We start from the raw sequence: 24,366 nt of genomic DNA on the forward strand, positions 1-24,366 counted from the left end.
CCCACCGTTCAGCGGGGCTCCCCGATGACGCCGTTACCCGACCGCCCCGCGGTCGGCTTACCGAGGAATACCGCGAACAGCGCCGGACGCCGTCGCTGTAGTTCCAACCGGCCGCCATCGGCTTCGATCAGCGCGCGCGCCAGCGCCAGCCCCACCCCGGTCGATCCGGCGCCGGAGAAGCCGCGGTCGAAGATGTGCGGTGCCAGTTCGTCGCTGACCCCCTCGCCCTCGTCGGCCACCTCGACCGCCACCAGCGGTTCGCGGTCGGGCCCGCCGTAGACGGTGCGCACCGACACCGAGCAGTCTCCGCCGCCGTGCACCAGCGCGTTGTCGACCAGTACGGCCACCGCCTCGCGCAACCGCGGTCCGGTCACCGGCGCGCGCAGGGCCGGATCGCCGGACAGCACGAGTTTGCGGCCGGCCTCGGCGAACGGATGCCGCCATTCGGCGACAACCCCGCGCAATTCCGCGACCACCGGGACCGGTTCGTGATCGGCGGCGTCCTGGTCGCGGGAATCGCGAACCAACTCGTCGATCGCCTCGGTGAGCCGATCGACCTGCGCCATCGCCTCCTCCGATTCCTGGACGACCGCCGGGTCCGGATGCGCCGACAATTCGTCGAGGCGCAGCCGCACCGCCGTCAAGCGGCTGCGCAACTGATGGGACACGTCGGCGACCAGCGCGTGCTCGCGCTGCAGCCGGCCCGCGATCTCGACCGTGGCCGAATCGAGCACATCCGAGACCCGGTCGAGTTCGGTGATGCCGTGCCGGCGCGGGTCCGGCCGGAAATCGCCCTTCGCCAGCCGCGCGGCACGGGCGGCCACATCCCGCAGCGGATCGGCGACCCGCCGCGCGGTCACCACCGCCACCGCGGCGCCCGCGGCCAGCGAGGCCAGCGCCACCAACGCCACCGCGCCCACCGCTTGCCGCTGCATCGAATGCATGGGGGCGGCCGGCACCTCGAGTCGCAGCGAGCCCGACGTGCCCATCGACAGCGATTCCACCACCGGGTTGTCGACCTCCGGCGCCCCGGCGTCCACGCGCAGCGCGGCGTCCTCGGGAGTCGGATAGATGATCGTGAGACGTCCGCCGGACGGAATCAGCGGCCGCACCGAGCGCAGGTCGAGCACGCCGTGGACCAACCCGTCCTCACGCTCCTGGCCGACGATCTCCACCGACATGCGATCCAGGCGGGCCCGCAGATCGCTGCGGGTGATATCGGCCACCCACTGCCAGGCGGTGAACGCCAAGGGGATACCCAGCACCACGGTGGTGAGGGTCAGGGCCGCCAGCATGGACAGCAGAATTCGGCGCCGCATCGGCGATCAATCGGTGTTGAAGCGGAAACCGACACCGCGCACGGTAACAATGCGCCGCTCCGCGACCGGGCCCTCGTCGCCGATCTTGCGGCGCAGCCAGGACATGTGCATGTCGAGGGTTTTGGAGCCGCGCAGATCGGCATCGCCCCACACCTCGCGCAGAATCGTCTCGCGCGGCACGACCTGCCCGGCGCGGTCGATGAGCACCTTGAGCAGTTCGTACTCCTTGTTGGCCAGATTCACTTCGTGGCCGTTGACCAGCACCCGACGTGCGGCGGGTTCGAGCCGCACTCCGCCGATCTCCACCGCCTCGTCGCCGATGCCACTGCGCCGCAACAGGGCTCGCACGCGGGCCAGTAGTTCGGCGAGACGGAACGGTTTACCGACATAGTCATCGGCGCCGGCGTCCAGACCCACCACGAAATCGACCTCGTCGGTGCGGGCGGTCAGCATCAGCACCGCGAGATCGGCGCCGCGGGCACGGACCTGGCGGCACACCTCCAGGCCGTCCATACCGGGCAGCCCTAGATCGAGGATGAGCAGATCGTGTTCACCCTCCAGCGCCCGGCGCAGCACGGCGGGGCCGAAGCTCTCGACGGTTACCGAATAGCCTTCGCGCCCCAGCGCTCGCGACAGCGGAGCGGCGATGGCCTCATCGTCCTCGGCCAGCAGTACGGCGGTCACAGCACAAGATTACTGGCGAACCGGGCCGATCGGGCGGGCGCCACCGAACCGCGGCCCGCCGCTACCGACGGCCGCCGTAGCGAGGGTCCTGATACTGCTCGTGGCCCGGATCGCCGTGCGGGTTGTCGAAGACCTGGTGGTACAGCAACGAATGCACCTTCTGCACGTTCGGAATGTCGTCGTACTCCAACGGATCACCCGAGGCGGCGTCGATGATCAGGGTGCCCGTGCCGAGCAACCGGTCCGACAACCCGTGGCGGAACTGCACACTGGAGATGCGGTTCATCGGAATGTCGATGCCGGTGTGGGTGAGCACGCCCTCGCGCACCAGCACCCGCCGGTCGGTGATGATGAAATGCGTTGACTTCCAACGGATCACCTGCGACAGGCAACGCCACACGACCAGCAGCGCCCACACCACGACGATCGCGATGAGAACGGCGTTGCGCGTGGTGCCCTCGGTGTTGCGCCAGGCCAGCCCGCTCAGGAATCCGGCCAGCGCCGTGGCGAGGATGAAGGTGAGCGCCGGCAAGAACAACATCTTCCAATGCGGATGACGGTGCAGTAGCAGCTGCTCGTCCGGCGCGAGCAGCTCCTCCGGATAACTCATATGCGAACCCTACCCCCTGATTCGGCCCGCTATGCCGGGCGAAGATGAGTGACGTCGCCCGCCGATACCGAACGATCGCCGATGATCAGGCGGCCGTAGGCGTCGATATCGGTGGCCACGCCGGTGATGACCTCGCCGCCGGGCAGTTCCGCCCGCACCTCGGCGCCGAGGGTGGCGCACCGGGCACGGTAGGCGTCGGCCAGCGCCGTGACATTCCAGTTCTCGGTCCGCCATTCGGTGAAGTGGCGGGCGAAGGCGCGCAGCAGGGCGAGGACCAATTCGTTGCGATCGGCGTTCTCCGCACCGGCCAGGGTGAGCGAAACGGCATGCGGCACAGGCAGTTCGTCCTCGGTGAGGCTCACATTGAGCCCGACGCCGACCACGACCGCCGGCGCGCCCGCCCCGGAGGCGACCTCGGCCAGGATGCCGGCCACCTTGCGGCCGCCGATCAGAACGTCGTTGGGCCACTTGAGATTTGCGTCCAGTCCGGTGGTTTCGCGGACCGCGTCGACGACGGCGACACCGGTCAGCAGCGGCAACCAGCCGAGGACGGCCGGCTCGATACCGCCGAGCCGCACCAGAATCGACATCGCGATCTGCGCGCGCGGCGGACTCACCCACGACCGTTCGTGGCGGCCGCGACCGCGGTCCTGATATTCGGCGACCAGCACCCGCCGATCGGAGGACGGATCGCCCGCCACGCCGATCAGATCCGCGTTGGTCGAACCGGTCGACTCCACCACATCGATGTGGGAGAAGAACGACAGGTCGGGCTGTTCGGCGACGGCATGTCGCAGGATATCGGCGTCCAACGGTGGCCTCTGCACGCCTCGCAGGCTACTCCTGCCTGCTCGGACGGTCGTTGTGCCGCTCCCGTCGGACGGTTCGCCCGGGGGGCGGCGCCAGGAGGCGGGCACCGCCATGTGAGCGGCACCCGCCTCCCGGTTCCTCTCATCGGGCCAGGTCGTACTCCGGCAGATGGATCGAGCGCACCGGTCCGCCGGCGCCCGCTCCGCCATACGCCATGACGGCGTCGGAGGCCCGTTCGCCGAGATCTTCCGGCGCCTGCTCGTCCGGCCGCTCGGCCCGGACCTCCGGATCCACGACGGTCGGCTCCGGCTCCCCGGCCGACCGGGTCCACGCTGTCGCGGTGGCCCGTTCCGCGACCGATTTACTCCACTCCCACATCGCGCACCTCCCCAGTGCTTGATTTCGGAGTCTTCACGGTACGGGTACGGAACCCCGACAATCCACCGATTTAATCGGCGACCCCGGCCGCTCGACGCGAAAAGGGCTGCGGCACAGAGCGTTCGGCGCGCCTTACAGAGGTTGCAGGCCCAGGGCCCCGGCGACGAATCGGCTCACCGCGGTCAGGCCGGACTGCAGCGCGGAATCGTAGCCCTCGCGCGCCCAGCCCGAAATCTCCGCGGTGCCATCGGGTTGCGGCGTCACCACGATCTCGGCGACCAGTTCCGCGGTGGTCGGCTCGCACACCGCCCACGAATATCCGGTCTGTTCCGCCCATTCGCGGGCACGGCGTTCGACATAGCCGGGATCGGTGATGCCGCCGTCGGCCAGAGCCGGGCGGTCGTCGATGCGGTCGTCGGCACGCAGCGCACGCAGATACCAACTGCCGGCGTTGATTTCGATCGGTTCCATCAGAACCTCCGGCGACGGTCGCGGCGACGGCGGCGGCGGTCGAGCAGGCGGTGGTCGTCGCCGTCGAGCAGCCGGCGATCGTGGCCGCGCTGCTGGAGGCCGCCGGTGATGATGCCGGCCGCGGGGATCAGCAGGAACCAGAGCCAAGTATGGGTGGTGAAGAACAGCACCAGCGCGATGATCACCACCAGGCCCATCATCGAACCGGCGAACTCGCGCCGCCCACCCGGCTGCGCGGCGGCCGGTTCCGGCGGTTCCGGCGGCTCCGGCACGACGGCCGGGAGATCGCTGAACACCGGCGCCAGATCACCTCGCGTCACCGCCGCGGCGATGAGGCCGCTGCGCTCGTCGAACTCGGCGACCGACAACCGCCCGGCGGCGAAGTGCTCCGACAGGCGTTGCATCGCCTGCTCGCGCTCCGCGGTACCGATGCGGACGTCGGGAGAATCAGCCATGGCACGAGATTACCGCGCGGGGCGCCGCTGAGCGGGCCCGTCATCGCGGCATTCCACCCGCGGTACCGCCGGCCGCACATCCGCACTATCGTCGGTCTCATGTTCCGCCAGCGCGGCATCGGCACCGCTGCCGCCCCGCTCGTCGCCGCGACGACCGGTCCAGCACCACAGCCGAGTACCGAGACGCGGCCGCAGACCAGCGACGCGAGGCTCGGGGCGCGGACGATACCGGCGAGCCGCCGTACCCCCGGCCCCTTCATCCGGCCCGGTAGGCACCTCGGGCGGATGCGATGACGGCGCGGGAGTTCGGGCGGTACCGCCTCGATCGACTGCTCGGCCGGGGTTCGGCCGGGGAGGTGTGGCTGGCGTACGACCCGGCGGATGCGCGGACCGTCGCGCTGAAGATCTTGTCCGGGAGCGCGGCCGAGGACGCGGATTACCGGCGGCGGTTCGAGCGCGAGGCCCGGATCGGAGCGCGTCTGGACAATCCGCATATCGCACCGATCCATCGATTCGGCGAATACGCCGGGCGGCTGTACCTGGATATGGCCTACATCCCGGGTGTGGATCTGGCGCGGCTGGTGCGGTCGAGTGCGATGGCGGTGCCGGAGTCGATCGATCTGATCTCGCAGATCGCCGAGGCGCTCGACGCCGCCCACGCGGCCGGGCTGGTGCACCGTGACGTGAAACCCGCCAACATCATCGTGCACCCCAGCGGGTTCGCGTATCTCATCGACTTCGGAATCGCTCGCGCGGCGGGGCAAACCACCATCACCGCAACGGGTTTCACGGTCGGCACGCTCGCTTACATGGCGCCGGAACGGTTCACCGGGCACGGCGACTCCCGCTCGGACGTGTACTCGCTGGCCTGCGTGCTGTACGAATGCCTCACCGCGCGAAGGCCGTTCGGTGATACCGACGCGGTCCGGCAGTTGCACGCCCATCTGCACGAGCCTCCGCCGCGCCCCTCCGCGATCGCCGCTCACGCCCCCGGCGCGCTCGACGCGGTCGTCGCCCGCGGGATGGCGAAGCGGCCGGACGACCGCTACCGTACCGCGGGCGAGCTGGCGGCGGCGGCCCGGGCCGCGGCGGGAACGACCACCGTCGACCACCCAGCGCCGGTCCTGCAATCCGAGCGGTCGCAGACGCCGCATCCAGTCGCGACATCGGAGGCGAGCGGGCAGCCCGGGCCCGCACCAGCGGCACGCGGACAACTCGGTCCTTCGCCCCTGGCGGCCGCGCAACCCGCGACGACCAGACGATTCGACTCCGGACCGGCCCCCGTGCCCGGATTCGCGGGTGCCGCGGCCGCCCGGCCGCGCGGTGCGGCACGGCCGACTCGCGTCCTGCCGGGCCCGCGCCCACCGGCCGATGCCCTCGCACCACCTACAGCACTCGGACCATCCAGCCGGCCGCATCCCTTGTCCTCAGCGGCACAGCAGGTTTCACCCGCACCGCCACGACGCTCGGCCCTCACCGTCGCCGCCGCGCTGATCGGCGCGGCCATCGTCGCCCTCGCGGTCGTCGCCGGGTGCACGGCCCTGCTGAGCAGCGGCTCCCGCACTCCCTCCGACCAGCAGTCGACCACCCCTCCCGAGGTCACCACCCCCGCACCGACCACCGCGGCCCCGACGACCCCGGAACCGGGATACACGACCGCGGTCATCCCACCGCGGCTGCTGCCCTTCCCCACTGGCGTGCTGCCGCCGCCCTTCCAAATCCCGCATGCCACAAGCTATTCCGAGAACAAGCACGACAAACCGACAGAGCCCGGCAAACAACACTCTCCGCACGCCGGTTAGGTCTCGTGCGGGTTGCCGTCGGTTCTCTGCCCAGAACGTGAAGAACCCCGCTCCGTCGTGGAGCGGGGTTCTTCACGAAATCGCTTGCTGCCTACTTGATTTCGGCGAGCACGGTGCCCTGGGTGATGGCGGCGCCGGCCTCGACGGCCAGGCCGGTGACCACACCGGACTTGTGCGCGTTGACCGGGTTCTCCATCTTCATGGCCTCGAGCACGGCGATCAGGTCGCCGGCCTCGACCGACTGGCCCTCTTCGACGGCCACCTTCACCACGGTGCCCTGCATCGGCGCGGTGACGGCGTCACCGGAGGCGGCCGAGCCGCCCGCGCCGCCACGCTTGCGCGGCTTGGGTTTCTTGCGGATCACGCCCGCCCCGTTGCCCGCGGCGCCGGCCGCGCCCGCGCCCACGCTGAACTGGCCCGGCAGCGACACCTCGAGGCGACGGCCGCCGACCTCGACGACCACCGTCTGGCGCGCACCCTCCTCTTCGTCCTCGATGGGCTGGGCGCCGGTGTAGGGCTCGATGGTGTTTTCCCACTCGTTCTCGATCCACTTGGTGTAGACGTCGAACTTGGTGCCGTCACCGACGAAGGCGGGGTTGGTCACGATGTGGCGGTCGAACGGCAGCACCGTCGCCAGGCCCTCGATCTCGTATTCGGCCAGCGCACGCGCTGCCCGCTCCAGCGCCTGGGTGCGGTTCTCACCGGTGACGATCAGCTTGGCCAGCATCGAGTCGAACTGTCCGCCGATCACGCTGCCCGCGACCACGCCGGAATCGACGCGCACGCCGGGGCCGGACGGCTCCTTGTAGACGGTGACCGGGCCCGGTGCGGGCAGGAATCCGCGACCGGCATCCTCACCGTTGATGCGGAATTCGATCGAGTGACCGCGCGGGGTCGGGTCCTCGGTGATGGTCAGCTCCTCGCCGTTGGCGATGCGGAACTGCCAGCGCACCAGGTCCAGACCCGAGGTCTCCTCGGTGACGGGGTGCTCGACCTGCAGGCGGGTGTTGACCTCGAGGAACGACACGGTCTCGCCCTGCACCAGGTACTCCACGGTGCCGGCGCCGTAGTAGCCGGCCTCCTTGCAGATCCGCTTGGCGGACTCGTGGATCTTGGCGCGGACCTCGTCGGACAGGAACGGCGCGGGCGCCTCCTCGACCAGCTTCTGGAACCGGCGCTGCAGCGAGCAGTCGCGAGTGCCGGCGACGATGACGTTGCCGTGCTTGTCGGCCAGCACCTGGGCCTCGACATGGCGGGCCTTGTCCAGGTACTGCTCGACGAAGCACTCGCCACGGCCGAAGGCGGCGGTCGCCTCGCGGGTGGCGGAGTCGAACAGCTCGGGAATCTCCTCGATGGTGTGGGCGACCTTCATGCCGCGGCCACCACCACCGAAGGCGGCCTTGATGGCCACCGGGACGCCGTACTGCTTGGCGAACTCGACGACCTCGTTCGCGTCCTTCACCGGATCCTTGGTGCCCGCGGCCATCGGAGCCTGCGCGCGCTCGGCGATGTGGCGAGCGGTGACCTTGTCACCCAGATCGCGAATCGACTGCGGCGAGGGGCCGATCCAGATCAGCCCGGCGTCCAGGACGGCCTGGGCGAAATCCGCGTTCTCGGACAGGAAGCCGTAACCGGGGTGGATCGCGTCGGCGCCGGACTTGCGCGCCGCGTCGAGAATCTTGTCGAAGACCAGGTACGACTCGGCCGAGGTCTGCCCCCCGAGCGCGAATGCCTCATCGGCCAATTTGACGAATGGCGCGTCCGCGTCCGGTTCCGCGTACACGGCGACACTGGCGATACCGGCATCCTTGGCGGCCCGGATCACACGCACCGCGATCTCGCCCCGATTGGCGATCAGGACCTTCGTGATCTGCGCGCTGGCATGGCTGGGCACTGAGCCTCCTGTGCTTTGGACAACTTACGTCTCGGGTGAGTGTAGGCAGTGTGCCAACAGACTCCGAACAGGGATAGGGCTACCGAACAGTAGCCCGGACCCCCGTGACGTGAACAACACCCTAGACCGACTGTGCCGCCGCCGACACGGCGGCCGGAGCCGAACCCGGTTCACTTCCCTTGACGATCGGCGTGCGCACAGCGTTGCTCCACTCGGTCCAGGAGCCGTCGTAGTTACGCACATTCGCCACGCCCAGCAGCGAAGTCAGCACGAACCAGGTGTGTGCCGAATGTTCGCCGATGCGGCAGTAGACGATGGTGTCCTCGGCGCCGAGCAGCGGCGCGTAGATCTCCTCGAGCTCCGACCGGCTGCGGAATCGGCCGTCGCCGCCCACCGCCGCGGTCCACGGGATGTTGATCGCGGTCGGAATGTGCCCGGCGCGCAGTGACTGTTCCTCCGGGCGGTCCCGGATGCGGTCGTCGTCGCCCGTGTACTCCCCCACCGCGCGCACGTCGACCAGTCCGGCGCCCGTTCCGCCGTCGTTCAGGCAGGCGCGCACATCGTCGAGGAAGGCCCGGGCGCTGCGATCGTCGCGCTCGACGACCGGATACTCCCCCAGCCCGACGTCGGGCACCTCGAAGGTGGTGTCGCGGGCCTCGGAGATCCACGCGTCCCGGCCGCCGTCGAGCAGCCGCACATCCGGATGCCCGAACAGGCCGAAGACCCACGCGGTGGCGGCGGCGGTGCCGTTGGCCTTGTCGCCGTAGACGACGACCGTGTCCTCGCGAGCGATGCCCTTGGCACGCATGAGTTCGGCGAAACGGGCGCCGTCGATCACGTCGCGGGTGAGCGGATCGGTAAGCTCGGCGCGCCAATCGATCTTGACCGCCCCTGGCACATGGCCGATGTCATAGAGCAGGATGTCCTCGTTGGACTCGACGATCGCGAGGCCCGGCGTACCGATGTTTGCCGACAGCCACTCAGTGGTTACCAATCGTTGTGGATATGCATGAGAGCCGAAGGATGGATGAGAGTCCGGAGCGACGGGCACGGTGGAAGATCCTTCACGCGTGGTAGACGATGGGCGGCTGGGCAGTACCGATCGTAGGTGCGAACAATGTGCGCCGTCGGTTTCACATCACGAATCGGATGAAGCGCGATTAAGTCGCAGCTTCGTCCGATAAAGTCACATGGGAGGAGGGGTGAGCTATGTCCGATTCTTGGCCACGACGGCGCCTGCTTGCGATCCTACGCGGCGCCAGCGAGCCTCTCGATGCCCAGGAACTGGCGCGCATCACCGGACAGCACGTCACCACCGTCCGCTTTCATCTGGATGTTCTCACCCGGGAATCGCTGGTCCGCCAATTCCAGCAGCCGCCCCGCGGCCGCGGCCGCCCGCGCATCGGATACACGGCGGTGCAGCGATCGGTCGGTTATCAAGATCTCGCGCAGGTGCTGGCCGATCAGCTCGGCAGTGATCCCCGCCGGCGTTCCGAATTGGCCGTGACGGCCGGGCGGGCGTGGGGCGCCAAGGTCGAACAGCTCGAACAGCCCATCGCCTCGCTCGACGATGCGCGCGATGTCGCGGTGACCGTGAGCTCCGAATTGGGTTTCGCCCCGGAGCGCGATCCCGCCTCCGAAACCGGCGACCAGCTCAACATCCGCCTGACCGCCTGCCCGCTGCGCGAATTGGCGCGCACCCACTCCGAGGTGGTCTGCGGTGTGCATCAGGGCCTGATGCGCGAAGTCTTGGACCGCAACGGCGGACGCGATGCGGTCAACGTCCGGCTGCACCCGTTCGTGGGCCCGGAACTGTGCGTGATCCATCTGGAGGCACTGGCGAGCACGCTCCCGGATCCCGCCCACATCCCCGATCAGGCCGGGACCGGACCGCGACTACCGACGCCGTCAGCCAATCGCGTCGGCCCGCAGCTGCGCACGGAACCACAGTTGCGCAATTCCGACGCCCACGTCGCCCAGGAGGCGACGCAGCAGCGGTAGGCCGATTCCGATGACACTGGACGGGTCACCGTCGATGCGGTCGACGAACCAGCCGCCCATTCCGTCGAGGGTGAACGCACCGGCCACCCGCAGCGGCTCGCCGGTGGCGATATAGGCATCCAGCTCGGCCGGCCCGGGATCGGCGAAATGCACGGTGGTGGTGCTGCAGTCCTGGGCGTCGGCGACGATCGCGCCGTCGCGCACGCGCAGCACACAGTGGCCGGTGAGCAGATCGGCACTGCGCCCGGCCATCTCGGCCCAGCGGGCGCGGGCGACGTCCGGGGTATGGGGCTTGCCCTGCAGCACGCCGCCGACCAGCAGCATCGAGTCGCAGCCGACGACCACGCAGTCGTCGACCAGGCGCGGGGCCCGCGCGGCCACCAGGCCATAGGAATCCGGGGCGGCCGGGCCGTCCACGGACGCGGCGGCGTCGGCGATCAACGCGGCGGCGACGGTGTGGGCCTTGGCTCGGGCGAGAGCGGTCACCACGCCCGCGGGTGGTGTGTCCGGCGGGAGCGCCGCCGCGACGGCGTCCTCGTCGACCTCGGATATTCGCACCACCGGATCCAGCCCGGCCGCGCGCAACACCTGCAGTCGCGCAGGCGAGGCGGAGCCGAGAACGAATCCCGTCACGTCAGCCGCGGATGTGCGACAGATAGGGGAAGGCGTAGGGAGAGAACGGCGAGGTACCGCGGTGCATCATGGTGGGCCGGCCCCAGTTGTCCACCGGGCCCTGATCCTGCGGCGCCGCGTCGGCGTTCGCGCCCGCGGCGGCGAACACGGTGACCAGAGCGGCGAGTTCCTCGTCGGTGGGCGAACCCTTCAGAACGCGGATGACCGGCCCGTGGCCGACCTCGGCCTCGACGACAGCGGTGTCGGATGCGAGCCTGGTGTCGCCGTCACCGAATTCGTCGACCGCCAAATCCAATTCGGCAGCGCGCAATATCTCTTCGTCAGCCACAGCCGTCACAGCGCCAACTCCTCCTGTTCTGTGCCGGACCGAGAGGGCCCGGCGTTCACGGCGCGGGACGAACCCACGCCGCGAACGGTATTCGTGCGGCCCTCATCGAATGAGGGCCTTTTCCTACCATCTTCACCCGGATGCGGCAATCGTGCGCGGTACGAACTCGCCACTCTCCCGGAAAGTGTGCCTCCGCTACCGCACATATCGTCGGATCAGAGCGGAATGTTGCCGTGCTTCTTCGGCGGAAGAGTAACCATCTTTCGCTCGAGCAACCGGAGCGCCGCGACGATCTGGCCGCGGGTGTGCGAGGGCGGAATCACCGCGTCGACGTAACCACGCTCGGCCGCCACGTACGGGTTGACCAACGTGTCCTCGTACTCGTTCTGCAGCTCGAGGCGCAGTGCGTCGACATCGGCGCCCTCCGCGGCCGCTTGCTGCAGCTTCTTGCGGTAGACGAAGCCGACCGCGCCCGAAGCGCCCATGACGGCGATCTGGGCGGTGGGCCACGCCAGGTTCACATCGGCGCCCATGTGCTTGGAGCCCATCACGTCGTAAGCGCCGCCGTAGGCCTTGCGAGTGATGACCGTGATTTTGCCCACAGTGGCCTCACCGTAGGCGTAGAGCAGCTTCGCACCGCGGCGGATGATGCCGTTGTACTCCTGGCCCGTACCCGGCAGGAAGCCCGGAACGTCGACCAGCGTGATGATCGGAATGTTGAACGCGTCGCAGGTGCGCACGAACCGGGCGGCCTTCTCCGAGGCGTCGATGTCGAGGCAGCCGGCGAACTGGGTGGGCTGGTTGGCCACGAAACCCACGCTGCGCCCGTCGATGCGGGCGAAGCCGACGATGACGTTCATCGCGCGCTCGGCCTGCACCTCGAAGAACTCGTCGTCGTCGACCAGTCGCCGGATGACCTCGTGCATGTCGTAGGGCTGGTTCGGCGAATCCGGGATCAGGGTGTCGAGCTCGAGATCCTCCTCGGTCAGCGAATCCTCGATCGCGCCGGCGATCGGGTCGCTGGCCGGGAAACGCGGGGCCTCGGCGCGGTTGTTGCTGGGCAGGTAGCTCAGCAGGTCCTTCACCCAGTCCAGCGCGTCCTGCTCGCCGGAGGCGACGTAGTGCGCGGTACCGGACTTCACCATGTGGGTGTGGGCGCCGCCCAGCTCCTCCATGGTGACCTCTTCACCGGTGACGGTCTTGATGACGTCCGGGCCGGTGATGAACATCTGGCTGGATTGGTCGACCATCACGACGAAGTCGGTCAGCGCCGGGGAGTACACGTGCCCGCCGGCCGCGGCGCCCATGATCAGCGAGATCTGCGGGATCACGCCGGAAGCCTGGATGTTGCGATGGAAGATCTCGCCGTAGAGGCCGAGCGAGACCACGCCCTCCTGGATGCGAGCGCCGGCGCCGTCGTTGATGCCGATCAACGGGCGGCCGGTCTGGAGCGCGAGGTCCATGACCTTGACGATCTTCTCGCCGTAGACCTCACCGAGGCTGCCGCCGAACACCGTCGAGTCCTGGCTGAAGATGCAGACGTCGCGGCCGTCGATGGTGCCGTAGCCGGTGACCACGCCGTCGCCGAGCGGACGGTTGTTCTCCAGGCCGAAGTTGACGCTGCGGTGCCGGGCGAGCGCGTCCATCTCCACGAACGAACCCTCGTCCAACAGGGCCAGGATGCGCTCGCGCGCGGTCAGCTTGCCCTTGGCGTGGACCTTTTCGACCGCGCCCTCACCCATCGGGTGCTTGGCCTCTTCCAGCCGATTGCGCAGATCAGCCAGCTTCCCTGCGGTGGTGTGGATATCGGGGGCGCCCGCCGAACCCGGCGAAGGCTGACTCTGGACACTCGTCATGCCCCGGAGTGTAACCAGTGGCGCAGCCCGGCGGAATTCCAGTGGGGGCTACCGACCAGTACTCTTATTGACTACCCGCCAGCAGAAAAGCGCTGGTGAAGTGCCACAACGACGGTCCGGACACGCTCGCGCGAGCCTGGGAATCGTCAGCGATCGGCCATGCCCGCGAGGACGCGATCCAGAGCATCCACCGCCCGCTCGAGTTCGTCGGCGGTGACCGTCAGCGGCGGCCGGAACCGGATACCGCGCTCGCCGGTTCCGAGGAACAGTACCCGTTCGCGCTCGCGCAGTTCCGCGAGGACGGCATCGCGCAGTTCGGCGGAATCCAGTGTCACCGCGCACATCAGCCCGCGACCGCGCGGATCGGTGAGCCGCTCGTGCCGGTCGGCGAGCGCGCGCAGCCGGTCGAGCAGTAGCGCGCCGAGCTCCTTCGCGCGGGCGGCCAGGTCGTCGGATTCGATCACCTCGAGAATGCGGCGGGCCCGCACCATATCGGCGAGGTTGCCGCCCCAGGTGGAATTGAGCCGCGAGCTCACCGCGAACACGTTGTCGGGCACCTCGTCGACGCGCCCGCCGGCCATGATTCCGCAGACCTGCGTCTTCTTTCCGAAGGCGACCACATCCGGTTGCAGGTCCAACTGCTGGTAGGCCCAGGTCGACCCGGTCATCGCCACGCCGGTCTGCACCTCGTCGACGATGAACAGCGCGTCCTGCTCGTGGCACAGCTGCTGCATGCGCCGGAGAAATTCCGGTCGCATGTGCCGATCGCCGCCCTCGCCCTGAATCGGCTCGGCGATGAAACACGCGATGTCGTGCGGATTTTCGGCGAATGCGGCCCAGGCCTGCGCCAGCGCGCGCTGCTCGGCGGCCTCGATGTCGATGCCGGGGCGCAGATAAGGGGTCTCGATGCGCGGCCAGTCGAAGGCCGGGAATCGTTCGGTCTTGATCGGGTCGGTGTTGGTCAGCGACAGCGTGTAGCCGGAGCGGCCGTGGAAGGCGCCGGTCAGATGCAGCACCTTCGTGCCCAGTTCGGCCGGGCGGCCGTGCATCGCGTTGTGGCGGCTCTTCCAGTCGAAGGCGACCTTCAGCGCGTTCTCGACCGCCAGCGCACCGCCGTCGATGAAGAACAGATGCGGCAGCGCCGGATCGCCGAGGACCCGCGCGAAGGTGTCGACGAAGCGCGCCATCGCGACCGTATAGACGTCGGAATTACTGGGCTTGTTCAGCGCCGCCCTGGTGAGTTCGGCGCGAAAGCGGGCATTCGCCGCCAGCGCCGCATGGTTCATCCCCAGCGCGGAGGAGGCGAAGAAGCCGAACATATCCAGATAGACGGTGCCGTCCCGGGCGTCGACCAGGTCGAGTCCCCGCGATCTGCGCAGGTCCAGCACCAGATCGAAACCGTCGGCGAGCATATGGGCGGACAGGATGTCGTGTACGCGCGAGGCGGTGACCGACGCCGGGTTCGTGACCTCCGCGTCGGCCGTTCCGGGGCGCTCCAGTTCGAGGGTCACACCCACAGGATACGAAAATATTTACGGTTTCACTACGAGCAAACGTATAAATTACGATCAGGTCTCACCTGTCATAGAATGTCTGCAGAATGATGGTGCTTCGGGTGCGGACATTGGCGGTGGCGCGGATCTCCTGCAGCAACTGTTCGAGATGCCGGGGCGAGGCCACCCGGACGAGCAACATGTAGCTCTCCTCCCCCGCCACCGAATGGCATTCCTCGATGCCGGGGATGTGCTGGAGCAGGGCCGGAGCATCGTCGGGCTGTGAGGGATCGAGAGGAGTGATCGCGACGAATGCCGAGAGCAGTTGTCCCAGCGCCTCCGGGTCGACCTTCGCGGAATATCCGCGGATCACGCCGCGCGCCTCGAGCCGGCGCACTCGCGACTGCACCGCGGACACCGACAGACTGGCCTTCTCGGCGAGATTGGACAGCGTGGCCCGGCCGTCGGCCATCAATTCGCGGATCAGGAGCCGATCGATGTCGTCGAGAACAGGTTTCGCAGGTGCATCCGCCATCAGCGAAGGCTAACCCAGCAGGCGGTGGCCGGGGCCGGAAACGATCTCCCACCGGTGCGAAGCCCCCATCAACCGATTTCGGAAACGGAGCCGTAGATGACATCCGCACCCGTTCTGCCCACCACCGGCGAACTGCGCGATCGGGCCGCGCGCCTGCTGCTCGAACTCGGCGTCGACCCGGTCGGTTCGGGCGACCTGCCCGCCCGCACACCGATCACCGGCGGTGAGCTGATGCGCATCCCGGCCACCTCGGCGTTCGACGTGACCTGCGCGATCGACAAGGCGCACAGCGCCTTTCAGACATGGCGATCCGTCCCCGCACCGCAACGTGCCGCGGTGGTGCGGCGGCTGGGACGACTACTGGCCGACAATCTCGACGCGCTGGCCGAACTCGTCACCCTGGAGGCGGGCAAGATCGGCGCCGAGGCGCGCGGCGAGGTGCAGGAGATGATCGACGTCTGCGAATTCGCCGTCGGCCTGTCCCGCCAGCTGTACGGCCGCACCATGGCCTCCGAACGACCCGGGCATCGGCTCATGGAGACGTGGCATCCACTCGGGGTGGTCGGGGTGATCTCGGCGTTCAACTTCCCGGTCGCGGTCTGGTCGTGGAATACCGCGATCGCCCTGGTCTGTGGCGACACCGTGGTGTGGAAACCCTCGCAGACGACGCCGCTGACCGCGCTGGCCTGCGATGCGCTGCTGCGGCGCGCGGCCCTCGACGTCGGCGCCGACCCGCGGATCCACCAGCTGATCCAGGGTGGCGCCGACGTCGGCACCCAGCTCGTCGACGACGAACGGGTGGCTCTGGTCAGCGCCACCGGATCGGTGCGGATGGGGCAGGCGGTGGCACCGCGGGTGGCGGCGCGTTTCGGCCGGTGCCTGCTCGAGCTCGGCGGTAACAACGCCGCGATCGTCACCCCGTCCGCGGACCTCGACCTCACCACGCGGGCCGTGGTTTTCGCCGCGGCGGGAACGGCCGGACAGCGGTGCACGACACTGCGGCGGGTCATCGCGCACGTGGATATCGCCGGGCCGCTGCTGGATCGGATGAACGCGGCGTATCGCCAACTGCCCGTGGGCAATCCGCTCGAAGACTCGGTCTTGGTCGGGCCGCTGATCGACGGCCGCGCCCACACCGCGATGCGGGCGGCGATCGACCGTGCGCTCGCCGACGGGGGCGAATTGATCTGCGGCGGTGAGCGCGTCGAGGTCGGCGGCGACGATTCCTACTATGTACGCCCCGCGATCATCCGGATGCCCGCTCAGACCGCGATCGTGCGCGAGGAGACGTTCGCGCCGATTCTCTACGTGCTCACCTATCACGATCTGGATTCCGCGATCGCCCTGCACAATGCTGTGCCACAGGGGCTTTCGTCGGCCATCTTCACCGGCGACCAGCGCGAGGCGGAACGATTCCTGGCCGCCGACGGTTCCGACTGCGGCATCGCCAATGTGAACATCGGCACCTCGGGTGCGGAGATCGGCGGTGCGTTCGGCGGTGAGAAGCAGACCGGCGGCGGGCGCGAATCGGGCTCCGACTCCTGGAAGGCGTATATGCGCCGCGCCACCAATACGGTCAACTACTCCACCGAACTGCCGCTGGCACAAGGCATTCGGTTCGGCTGAGCGTTCAGCGTTCCGGTTCGCGCGCGATGGCGCGGACCTGGTCCTCGTAGGCGGCCCGCACCGCCGCGTCGCCCGGATGCAGCGCCCGGTCGCCGTCGAAGAGGCCACGCACCATGCGCACGACCGATTCGGGGGCGGCCGCCAGCGCGATGTCGACGGGATCGAGATACTGCGGCACCGCCACCTCGGCCCGCCGGGTCCGGCAGGTCTTGACGATCGCGGCGGCGACGTCGATCGGGTCGACCGTGGGCAACCCGCGGCCCAGGGTCAGCCCCGAGGACAGGCGGGTGCGCACCGCGGAGGGCAGCACACAACTCACGCTGACCCCCGATTCGGCGAATTCCAGCCGGGTCGCGGCCGAGAGTCCGACGGCGGCGAACTTGCTCGCGTTGTACACCGCCAACCCGGGCAGCGGAATTTTTCCGGCCAGCGAGGCGACGTTGACGATATGACCGCGGCCGCGGTCGATCATCGCCGGCGCGACGGCCCGCATGCCGTGGATGAGGCCCCAGACGTTCACGTCGATCGTGGTGTGCCCCACCGCATCCGGTTCGCCGAGGAACGGGCCCGCGGGCATCACTCCGGCGTTGTTCACCAGGACGTCGATCCGGCCCAGATCGGCGACGACCCGGTCCCACTGCTCCCGGTCGCGCACGTCGAGTTCGACCGCGCGGGCGCCGAGATCGGCCGCCGCGGCGGTTGCGGCCGCGGCGTCCACATCGGCGAGGACCACGTCGGATCCCTTGTGCGCGAACAACTCCGCGGTGGCCCGGCCGATGCCGCGACCGGCGCCGGTGACGAGAACGCGGGCCGCGGCCAGGTCGATCGGCGGATAGCCGGTACCGAACAGGTTCATGCGAATTCACTCCGTTCCATGGCGCGGCGGGTGCTGCGCAGACTGTGCTCGAAGGTCTCGCCGCGCCGGCGGCCGTCCATGAAGTTCGGGCCCATGACCGCCAGGTCGGCCGCGGTCACCGCCAGCCGCAACACACGGGTTCCGGCCGCGCGCACGGCGGCGATCTCCGATTCCAGTTGCGCGCTCATCGGCCCGCGGAGCTGACGCTCCAGCCAGTGTCCCGGTCCGCCGGCGGGCACCGACCGGGCCGAAGCCATCGGTGTCAGCACCACCAGTTCGTCCAGGCCCAGCGGCAGCAGCAGATCCACCGAGGCGGTGGAGGCGGCGCCGCCGTCGACGAACCGCCGACCGGCGATCGGCACCGGCGGGAACCAGCCCGGAACCGCCCACGACGCCCGCAGCGCCTGGCCGATCGTCGCGGCCGGCGCCTCCGGTGCGCCGAAGGCGACCCGCTCGCCGGAGTCGTAGTCCATCGCGACCAGCCACGCGGCCGGATGGGCGAACCAGTCCCGGCCGCGGTTCAGATCGGTGGCCAGGCGCTGCAGCCAGCTCGCATCGCCGCCGCCGAGCGGCAGCAGCCGGCTGCCCGCGGTCAGCAGGGCTTGCCGGGAACGATTGCCGTGCAAGGCCATTCGCGGGGCGCCGAGGCGGGGACGAGGCAGCGGCGGGAAGCGGCCCGGTTCGTCGGCCATATGCCGGGCCAGGATCGGATCGGCGACGGTGCCGCGCTGCATTGCCACCAGATCGTCGACGGAGACTCCCGAGGCCAGCATCGTCACCATTTCCGCGCCGGCGGACGTGCCGATCAGCGCATCGGCCTCGCGCGGATCCCACTGCAGGACATCTCGCACCGCCGCGAGCGCCGCCACGATCCAGGCCGCGCCGACCGTGCCGCCGCATCCGATCGCCAGGCCACGCCGCTGTAACCCGTTACTGTTACGCATAGTCTCAAACACTAGTGGGCGAGGGCCACGATGCGCGGCCCGGTCGGCCGATCGCAACCGTTCGGCAATGAACGGCCCCGGCTACCGCCAGGGCATGTACTGCAGACTCCAGGTATTGCCGTCGGGGTCGGCGAAATGGGCGTACAGCACACCACCACCGACATCGGCGATCGCGCCCACCGCGACGCCCCGCGCGACGAGTTCCGCGCGCGCTGCCTCGATATCGGCCACGACAAGATGCAATCCGCGCAGGGAGCCGACCGCGCCGTCCGCGGTGGGGACGCCTTCGGACAGCAGGATCGAACAGGCGGAACCGGGTGGAGTCAGCTGCGCGATCCGCACGCCCGGTGCCGGAGCCACGTCCACATCGAGATGGAAGCCGAGCCGATCGCGATAGAACTCGATTCCCCGGTCGATATCGCGCACCGGGACCGGCACCAATTCGAGCAGCATCGTGCCGGGCGGGACCGGCGGGTTGGCGGGGTCGTTCGTCACCTGTGCGGGGTCGGCCGGAATCTGGGTCACAGTGTCGGGGCGCTCGCTCATGTCGGTCCCATCGTCGGTAGCCACCGCGGTCGCGGCCAGCCTATCGGGACGAGCCGTGGACCGGCGCCGATCCGTCCGCGTCGACGACCCCGTCCGGCGAGCTCGAGACCGGGAAATGCGCCCGAGGGACTTCGCCGCCGGGTCTCGATGTCGGTGCCCGGGTGCACACTGAACCCATGCAGCAGTTCTCCCGGCCGACCCAGGAGTGGTTCGACGGTGCGTTCCCCGCGCCCACGACCGCCCAGCTGGGAGCCTGGGAGGCGATCTCCGCGGGAGAACACACCCTGGTGATCGCGCCGACCGGGTCCGGTAAGACTCTGTCGGCCTTCCTGTGGGCGATTGACCGGCTCGCCACCCGCGAACCCACGGACGGCCCGCAGCGCACCGCCGTGCTCTATATCTCCCCGCTCAAGGCCCTCGCGGTCGACGTCGAGCGCAATCTGCGCGCACCCCTGGTGGGCATCACCCGCACGGCCGCGCGGCTCGGTATGCCCGCCCCCGAGATCAGCGTCGGCGTGCGGTCGGGCGATACCACCCCGGCCGACCGGCGGACCCTGCAGCGCAAGCCGCCCGACATCCTGATCACCACCCCGGAATCGCTGTACCTGATGCTCACCTCGGCGGCCCGCGAGACGTTGTCGCAGGTCGGCACCGTGATCGTGGACGAGGTCCACGCGATCGCCGGTTCCAAGCGCGGGGCGCATCTGGCCCTGTCGCTGGCCCGGCTCGACCAGCTCACCGAGCGGCCCGCCCAGCGCATCGGGTTGTCGGCGACCGTTCGTCCGCCGGATGAGGTGGGGCGCTTTCTGGTCGGCTCGGCGCCGATCACGATCGTGTCGCCGCCGGCGCCGAAGACGTTCGACCTGTCGGTGCGGGTGCCGGTGGCGGATATGACCGAGCCGGACGAATCCGATCAGCCGGGCTCGATCTGGCCGCATGTGGATGCCGCGATCGTGGATCTGGTGCTGGCGCACCGCTCGTCGATCGTGTTCGCGAATTCGCGGCGGCTGGCCGAACGCCTGACGGCGCGGCTGAACGAGGAATACGCCGAGCGGATCGCCGAACCCGACGAGGCGGAGGAGGTCGCGGGACGCCGCGAGCACGCGCCGCCCGCCCAGCTCGGGTCGCCGACCGAGGTCAATCACGGGGCGGCGCCGCTGCTGGCCCGGGCCCATCACGGCTCGGTGAGCAAGGAACAGCGCGCCATCATCGAAGACGATCTCAAGAGCGGCCGGTTGCGGTGTGTGGTGGCGACCAGCAGCCTCGAGCTCGGTATCGATATGGGTGCGGTGGATCTGGTGGTGCAGGTCGAGGCTCCGCCGTCGGTCGCGGGCGGGCTGCAGCGGGTCGGACGCGCCGGACATCAGGTGGGTGAGATCTCGCGCGGGGTGATCTTCCCCAAACACCGCACCGATGTGATCCACTGCGCCGTGGCGTCGATGCGGATGACGGCGGGACAGATCGAGGAGTTGAAGATCCCCGCCCATCCCCTCGACATCCTCGCCCAGCAGACCGTGGCCGCCTGCGCATTGGAACCGATCGATGTCGACGAGTGGTTCGAAACGGTCAGGGGGACAGGAAGTTTCGCCGCGCTGCCGCGCTCGGCGTACGAATCGGTGCTGGACCTGCTGTCGGGTCGATATCCCTCCGACGAATTCGCCGAGCTGCGTCCGCGCCTGGTGTGGGACCGCGATGCGGGCACTCTGACCGGGCGTCCCGGCGCTCAGCGCCTCGCGGTCACCTCCGGCGGCGCGATTCCCGACCGTGGCCTGTTCCCGGTGTTCATGGTCGGCGAAAAGGCTTCGCGGGTAGGCGAACTCGACGAGGAGATGGTTTACGAATCGCGCGTGGGCGATGTGTTCGCCCTCGGCGCGACCAGCTGGCGCATCGAGGACATCACCCACGACCGGGTCCTCGTCTCCCCCGCGTTCGGCCTGCCGGGCCGACTCCCCTTCTGGCACGGCGATTCCCTCGGGCGTCCGGCCGAATTGGGCGCGGCCCTGGGCGAATTCATCCGCACAGCCGGTCGGGCGGTCGAACACGCACCGGCCGGGCGGATCGCGGAACTCGTGCGAGACGCAGGTGGATCCGATGCGGCGCTCGACGGCGAAGCACTCGACTCCGGGCCGGCGACGCGCGGCCGCGGACGGCAGCCGTCCGCGCGCCGGGCCACGGGGAACGGCGCCGATTCGATCGGCGACGAGCAGCCGAAGTCCCCGGCGGCGCGTGCGGAAAGTCCTGCGCGACAACGCCGATCGTCCGCGGACCCCAGCGGAAACGGCGCCACGCGACGCACGCCCTCCCGCGCGGGAGCCTCGGCCTCCAAGGCGGGTAAGACCGCCGCGAAGGGCGGCGAACTGGTCGAACTCGAACAACTCGTCCACGCCGCCGGCCTGGACGATTTCGCGACGGCGAATCTGGTCTCACTGCTGGCCGAGCAGCGGCAGGCGACCGGCCATCTGCCGACCGATCGCACGCTGCTGGTCGAACGCTTTCGCGACGAACTCGGGGATTGGCGGCTGATCCTGCACTCGCCCTACGGTCTACCGGTGCACGCGCCGTGGGCGCTCGCGGTGGGCGCGCGGTTGCGGGAGCGGTTCGGGGTCGATGCCGCACCGACCGCCTCCGACGACGGCATCGTGGTCCGGCTGCCCGACACCACCGACGATCCACCGGGCGCGGAACTGTTCGTCTTCGAACCGGACGAGATCGACGACGTGGTGACCGAGCAGGTGGGCGGATCGGCGCTGTTCGCCTCTCGCTTCCGCGAATGCGCGGCGCGAGCGCTGCTGTTGCCGCGCCGGGATCCCGGCCGCCGCGCGCCGCTGTGGCAGCAGCGCCAGCGCGCCGCCCAATTGCTCGATGTGGCAAGGAAATTCCCCGACTTCCCGATCCTGCTGGAAACGGTGCGCGAATGCCTGCGCGACGTCTACGACCTGCCCGCCCTGCGGGATCTGCTGACGAATGTGGCGCGGCGCAAACTGCGCCTGGTCGAGGTGGAGACCGCCGCCCCGTCACCGTTCGCCAACGCGTTGCTGTTCGACTACATCGGCCAGTTCATGTACGAGGGCGACAGCCCGCTGGCCGAGCGTCGCGCGGCCGCGCTGTCGCTGGATTCGAGCCTGCTCGCCGAACTGCTGGGGCGGGTGGAACTGCGCGAACTCCTCGACGCCGCGGTCCTCGAACTGACCGAACGCGAACTGCAGCGGCTGACCCCCGAGCGCCACGCCCGCGACGCGGAAGGGCTCGCCGACCTGCTGCGACTGCTCGGCCCGCTCACCCCGGCCGAGGCGGCGGCGCGCTGCACCGCCGACCCGAACCCGTGGTTCGCCGAATTGCTGCGGGCCCGGCGCGTTCTCGAGGTGTCGTTCGCGGGATCGCGGTGGTGGACGGCGATCGAGGACGCCGCCCGGTTGCGCGATGCCCTGGGCGTCCCCCTGCCGATCGGCACCCCGGCGGCCTTCATCGAACCGGTCGCCGATCCCCTGGGTGATCTGATCGGGCGCTACGCCCGCACCCACGCCCCGTTCACCCTCGACGCCGTCGCCCGGCGCTTCGGGATCGGCCCGGCCGTCGCCGCTACCGCCCTGCACCACCTCGGGGCCGAGAAGCGGGTGGTGGAAGGTGAATTCACGCCGGGCTCGGCCGGTGCGGAATGGTGTGACGCGCAGGTGTTGCGCCGGCTGCGCCGCCGTTCGCTGGCCGCGGCGCGCAAGGAGGTCGAGCCGGTATCCACGGGCGCGTTCGGCCGGTTCCTGCCGGCGTGGCAGCATATCGGCACTTCGACGCTGCGCGGCGTGGACGGTGTCGCGGCGGTGGTGGAACAGCTTGCGGGCGTGCCGATTCCGGCCTCGGCGTGGGAGTCGCTCATTCTGCCGTCGCGGGTGCGTGACTACACACCGGCGATGCTCGACGAACTCACCGCCTCCGGTGAGGTGCTCTGGTCCGGCCACGGCGCCATCACCGCGAAGGACGGCTGGATCGCCCTGCATCCGGCGGATCAGGCACCGGTCACGCTGGCGCCGCCGCAGGAGATCGACTTCACCGATGTCCAGGTGCGTCTGCTGACGGCGTTGGGCGCGGAGCTGACGGTGGCGACCGGCGACGCGATCGCGCTCGATGCCGATGGCGACGACGCGGCCGCCACCGAACCGGCTGCGTTCGGCGGCAACCGGATCGTCGCGGTGGCGGGCGGCGCCTACTTCTTCCGGCAACTGTCCGACGCCACCGGGGTGCTCGACGATGCGGCCGTGGCGGCGGCACTGTGGGAGCTGGTGTGGGCGGGGTATCTGTCCGGCGACACCTTCGCCCCGGTCCGGGCGCGACTGTCCGGCACCACCCGCAGCACCACCGCCCACCGCACCCCGCGACGAACCCCGCGCGGCCGCATGTACCTGCCGCGACCGGCCATGCCGACCCGGACCGGCCCACCCGCGGTGGCCGGTCGATGGTCGCTGCTGCCACAGCGCCTGCCGGACAACACCATTCGTGCCCACGCCACCGCCGATCTCCTGCTGGAACGCTACGGGGTGCTGACCCGGGGTTCGGTACAAAACGAGGAGATTCCGGGCGGCTTCGCGCTCATGTACCGGGTGCTCACCGAATTCGAGGATCGCGGGCGCTGCCGGCGCGGTTATTTCATCGATACTCTCGGCGGGGCGCAGTTCTCCACCACCGACGTGGTGGATCGGCTGCGTTCCTACGATTCCGACCGGGTGGGCGGCGACATCGGCCGGGGCGGCACGGTCGCGCTCGCCGCCTGCGATCCGGCCAATCCGTACGGCGCCGCACTGCCGTGGCCGAAGAACGCGGGTGAGGGAGCCGGACATCGTCCGGGCCGTAAGGCGGGAGCCCTGGTCGTCCTGGTCGCGGGCGAGCTGGCACTGTACCTGGAACGCGGTGGTAAGACTCTGCTCACCTTCACCGAGGACCCCGAGATCCGGACCGAGGCCGCGGCCGCGTTGGCGGCTCTGGTCCACGACCGCCGGATCGACTCACTGGTCGTCGAACGCGTCGACGGGGAATCGGTGCACGGCAACACCTTCGCCACATTCCTCACCGACGCCGGCTTCCACACCACTCCCCGGGGCTTCCGGCTCCGGAGCACAGCATGAGACCGGCGCGC

General features: G+C 69.6%; 20 protein-coding genes and 2 pseudogenes. 5 read left to right on the forward strand and 17 right to left on the reverse strand.

Annotation, left to right across the window (positions count from 1 at the left end):
* Nucleotides 1-8: 8 nt before the first annotated feature.
* The 7 genes from ACPCUW_RS00480 to ACPCUW_RS00510 form a co-directional block, all read right to left on the reverse strand.
* A complete protein-coding gene (locus tag ACPCUW_RS00480) occupies nt 9-1,319 on the reverse strand; it encodes a sensor histidine kinase (RefSeq protein ID WP_030513616.1) in 1,311 nt (436 codons plus the stop codon).
* A 6-nt stretch (nt 1,320-1,325) separates the two neighbouring features.
* Nucleotides 1,326-2,003, reverse strand: a complete 678-nt coding sequence (locus ACPCUW_RS00485) for a response regulator transcription factor (protein ID WP_030513615.1) — start codon at nt 2,001-2,003, stop codon at nt 1,326-1,328.
* Between the two features lie 61 nt (nt 2,004-2,064).
* Nucleotides 2,065-2,613 carry a PH domain-containing protein gene (locus tag ACPCUW_RS00490; RefSeq protein WP_063015945.1) on the reverse strand — a complete coding sequence of 183 codons (549 nt, stop codon included), beginning with the start codon at nt 2,611-2,613 and terminating at the stop codon, nt 2,065-2,067.
* A 29-nt stretch (nt 2,614-2,642) separates the two neighbouring features.
* Nucleotides 2,643-3,440: a biotin--[acetyl-CoA-carboxylase] ligase gene (locus ACPCUW_RS00495; RefSeq protein ID WP_423423358.1), complete on the reverse strand. Its 798-nt coding sequence runs from the start codon at nt 3,438-3,440 to the stop codon at nt 2,643-2,645.
* Nucleotides 3,441-3,564: 124 nt separating this feature from the next.
* Nucleotides 3,565-3,801 (reverse strand): hypothetical protein, encoded by a 237-nt coding sequence (locus ACPCUW_RS00500; protein WP_305779311.1) that lies wholly within the window; start codon nt 3,799-3,801, stop codon nt 3,565-3,567.
* A gap of 132 nt (nt 3,802-3,933) precedes the next feature.
* Nucleotides 3,934-4,272, reverse strand: a complete 339-nt coding sequence (locus ACPCUW_RS00505) for a hypothetical protein (RefSeq protein ID WP_063015944.1) — start codon at nt 4,270-4,272, stop codon at nt 3,934-3,936.
* Nucleotides 4,272-4,727, reverse strand: a complete 456-nt coding sequence (locus ACPCUW_RS00510) for a DUF1707 SHOCT-like domain-containing protein (protein WP_064905699.1) — start codon at nt 4,725-4,727, stop codon at nt 4,272-4,274. Before ACPCUW_RS00510 ends, ACPCUW_RS00505 begins: the two co-directional genes overlap by 1 nt.
* Before the next feature lie 290 nt (nt 4,728-5,017).
* Here ACPCUW_RS00510 and ACPCUW_RS00515 point away from each other — a divergent pair, with 290 nt between their 5' ends.
* A complete protein-coding gene (locus ACPCUW_RS00515; RefSeq protein WP_423423359.1) occupies nt 5,018-6,529 on the forward strand; it encodes a protein kinase domain-containing protein in 1,512 nt (503 codons plus the stop codon).
* A 91-nt stretch (nt 6,530-6,620) separates the two neighbouring features.
* Here ACPCUW_RS00515 and ACPCUW_RS00520 read toward each other — a convergent pair whose 3' ends face one another.
* Both ACPCUW_RS00520 and ACPCUW_RS00525 read right to left on the reverse strand, forming a co-directional pair.
* Nucleotides 6,621-8,423 carry an acetyl/propionyl/methylcrotonyl-CoA carboxylase subunit alpha gene (locus ACPCUW_RS00520; protein WP_305779313.1) on the reverse strand — a complete coding sequence of 601 codons (1,803 nt, stop codon included), beginning with the start codon at nt 8,421-8,423 and terminating at the stop codon, nt 6,621-6,623.
* Between the two features lie 121 nt (nt 8,424-8,544).
* Complete coding sequence (locus ACPCUW_RS00525; RefSeq protein ID WP_104407615.1) at nt 8,545-9,474, reverse strand: sulfurtransferase; 930 nt, start codon at nt 9,472-9,474, stop codon at nt 8,545-8,547.
* Nucleotides 9,475-9,632: 158 nt separating this feature from the next.
* On the opposite strand from ACPCUW_RS00525, the gene ACPCUW_RS00530 reads away from it, so the two are divergent.
* A complete protein-coding gene (locus ACPCUW_RS00530) occupies nt 9,633-10,424 on the forward strand; it encodes a helix-turn-helix transcriptional regulator (RefSeq protein ID WP_030513608.1) in 792 nt (263 codons plus the stop codon).
* Here the strand turns inward: ACPCUW_RS00530 and ACPCUW_RS00535 are convergent.
* From ACPCUW_RS00535 to ACPCUW_RS00555, 5 genes are all read right to left on the reverse strand, one after another.
* Complete coding sequence (locus tag ACPCUW_RS00535; RefSeq protein ID WP_305779314.1) at nt 10,332-11,057, reverse strand: Maf family protein; 726 nt, start codon at nt 11,055-11,057, stop codon at nt 10,332-10,334. The two genes, ACPCUW_RS00530 and ACPCUW_RS00535, sit on opposite strands and share 93 nt — an antisense overlap.
* A gap of 1 nt (nt 11,058) precedes the next feature.
* Entirely contained in the window at nt 11,059-11,394 is a 336-nt protein-coding gene (locus ACPCUW_RS00540) for an acyl-CoA carboxylase subunit epsilon (protein WP_030513606.1), read from the reverse strand.
* 206 nt (nt 11,395-11,600) lie between these two features.
* Complete coding sequence (locus tag ACPCUW_RS00545; RefSeq protein ID WP_305779315.1) at nt 11,601-13,241, reverse strand: acyl-CoA carboxylase subunit beta; 1,641 nt, start codon at nt 13,239-13,241, stop codon at nt 11,601-11,603.
* 146 nt (nt 13,242-13,387) lie between these two features.
* Nucleotides 13,388-14,752, reverse strand: coding sequence for an L-lysine 6-transaminase (gene lat / locus ACPCUW_RS00550; RefSeq protein ID WP_423423360.1), 1,365 nt, complete (start codon nt 14,750-14,752; stop codon nt 13,388-13,390).
* A gap of 64 nt (nt 14,753-14,816) precedes the next feature.
* Nucleotides 14,817-15,269 carry an Lrp/AsnC family transcriptional regulator gene (locus ACPCUW_RS00555; protein WP_030513603.1) on the reverse strand — a complete coding sequence of 151 codons (453 nt, stop codon included), beginning with the start codon at nt 15,267-15,269 and terminating at the stop codon, nt 14,817-14,819.
* A gap of 96 nt (nt 15,270-15,365) precedes the next feature.
* Here ACPCUW_RS00555 and ACPCUW_RS00560 point away from each other — a divergent pair, with 96 nt between their 5' ends.
* Nucleotides 15,366-16,895, forward strand: coding sequence for an aldehyde dehydrogenase family protein (locus tag ACPCUW_RS00560; RefSeq protein ID WP_423423361.1), 1,530 nt, complete (start codon nt 15,366-15,368; stop codon nt 16,893-16,895).
* 4 nt (nt 16,896-16,899) lie between these two features.
* Here ACPCUW_RS00560 and ACPCUW_RS00565 read toward each other — a convergent pair whose 3' ends face one another.
* The 3 genes from ACPCUW_RS00565 to ACPCUW_RS00575 all read right to left on the reverse strand — a co-directional run bounded on the left by ACPCUW_RS00565 (nt 16,900) and on the right by ACPCUW_RS00575 (nt 19,148).
* On the reverse strand, nt 16,900-17,751 hold the full coding sequence (locus tag ACPCUW_RS00565) for an SDR family NAD(P)-dependent oxidoreductase (protein WP_423423362.1): 852 nt from the start codon (nt 17,749-17,751) through the stop codon (nt 16,900-16,902).
* On the reverse strand, nt 17,748-18,695 hold the full coding sequence (locus tag ACPCUW_RS00570) for a patatin-like phospholipase family protein (RefSeq protein WP_423423363.1): 948 nt from the start codon (nt 18,693-18,695) through the stop codon (nt 17,748-17,750). Before ACPCUW_RS00570 ends, ACPCUW_RS00565 begins: the two co-directional genes overlap by 4 nt.
* Nucleotides 18,696-18,776: 81 nt before the next feature.
* Nucleotides 18,777-19,148, reverse strand: coding sequence for a VOC family protein (locus ACPCUW_RS00575; RefSeq protein WP_063015969.1), 372 nt, complete (start codon nt 19,146-19,148; stop codon nt 18,777-18,779).
* Between the two features lie 269 nt (nt 19,149-19,417).
* On the opposite strand from ACPCUW_RS00575, the pseudogene ACPCUW_RS00580 reads away from it, so the two are divergent.
* Nucleotides 19,418-19,963, forward strand: a pseudogene (locus tag ACPCUW_RS00580) (DEAD/DEAH box helicase); the annotation flags it as partial.
* A 399-nt stretch (nt 19,964-20,362) separates the two neighbouring features.
* Nucleotides 20,363-24,355: pseudogene (locus ACPCUW_RS00585) on the forward strand (Lhr family ATP-dependent helicase); the annotation flags it as partial.
* Nucleotides 24,356-24,366: the final 11 nt, after the last annotated feature.

Origin of the sequence: Nocardia sp. AB354 (assembly GCF_049538315.1) — a bacterium.
Lineage (GTDB): Bacteria > Actinomycetota > Actinomycetes > Mycobacteriales > Mycobacteriaceae > Nocardia > Nocardia nova.

Excerpts from the sequence above, each read along its gene's own strand:
- ACPCUW_RS00480 (WP_030513616.1), bottom strand. The coding sequence starts at position 1,319 with ATGCGGCGCCGAATTCTGCTGTCCATGCTGGCGGCCCTGACCCTCACC.
- ACPCUW_RS00490 (WP_063015945.1), bottom strand. The coding sequence starts at position 2,613 with ATGAGTTATCCGGAGGAGCTGCTCGCGCCGGACGAGCAGCTGCTACTG.
- ACPCUW_RS00500 (WP_305779311.1), bottom strand. The coding sequence starts at position 3,801 with ATGTGGGAGTGGAGTAAATCGGTCGCGGAACGGGCCACCGCGACAGCG.
- ACPCUW_RS00505 (WP_063015944.1), bottom strand. The coding sequence starts at position 4,272 with ATGGAACCGATCGAAATCAACGCCGGCAGTTGGTATCTGCGTGCGCTG.
- ACPCUW_RS00510 (WP_064905699.1), bottom strand. The coding sequence starts at position 4,727 with ATGGCTGATTCTCCCGACGTCCGCATCGGTACCGCGGAGCGCGAGCAG.
- ACPCUW_RS00515 (WP_423423359.1), top strand. The coding sequence starts at position 5,018 with ATGACGGCGCGGGAGTTCGGGCGGTACCGCCTCGATCGACTGCTCGGC.
- ACPCUW_RS00530 (WP_030513608.1), top strand. The coding sequence starts at position 9,633 with ATGTCCGATTCTTGGCCACGACGGCGCCTGCTTGCGATCCTACGCGGC.
- ACPCUW_RS00545 (WP_305779315.1), bottom strand. The coding sequence starts at position 13,241 with ATGACGAGTGTCCAGAGTCAGCCTTCGCCGGGTTCGGCGGGCGCCCCC.
- ACPCUW_RS00555 (WP_030513603.1), bottom strand. The coding sequence starts at position 15,269 with ATGGCGGATGCACCTGCGAAACCTGTTCTCGACGACATCGATCGGCTC.
- ACPCUW_RS00560 (WP_423423361.1), top strand. The coding sequence starts at position 15,366 with ATGACATCCGCACCCGTTCTGCCCACCACCGGCGAACTGCGCGATCGG.
- ACPCUW_RS00565 (WP_423423362.1), bottom strand. The coding sequence starts at position 17,751 with ATGAACCTGTTCGGTACCGGCTATCCGCCGATCGACCTGGCCGCGGCC.
- ACPCUW_RS00570 (WP_423423363.1), bottom strand. The coding sequence starts at position 18,695 with ATGCGTAACAGTAACGGGTTACAGCGGCGTGGCCTGGCGATCGGATGC.
- ACPCUW_RS00575 (WP_063015969.1), bottom strand. The coding sequence starts at position 19,148 with ATGCTGCTCGAATTGGTGCCGGTCCCGGTGCGCGATATCGACCGGGGA.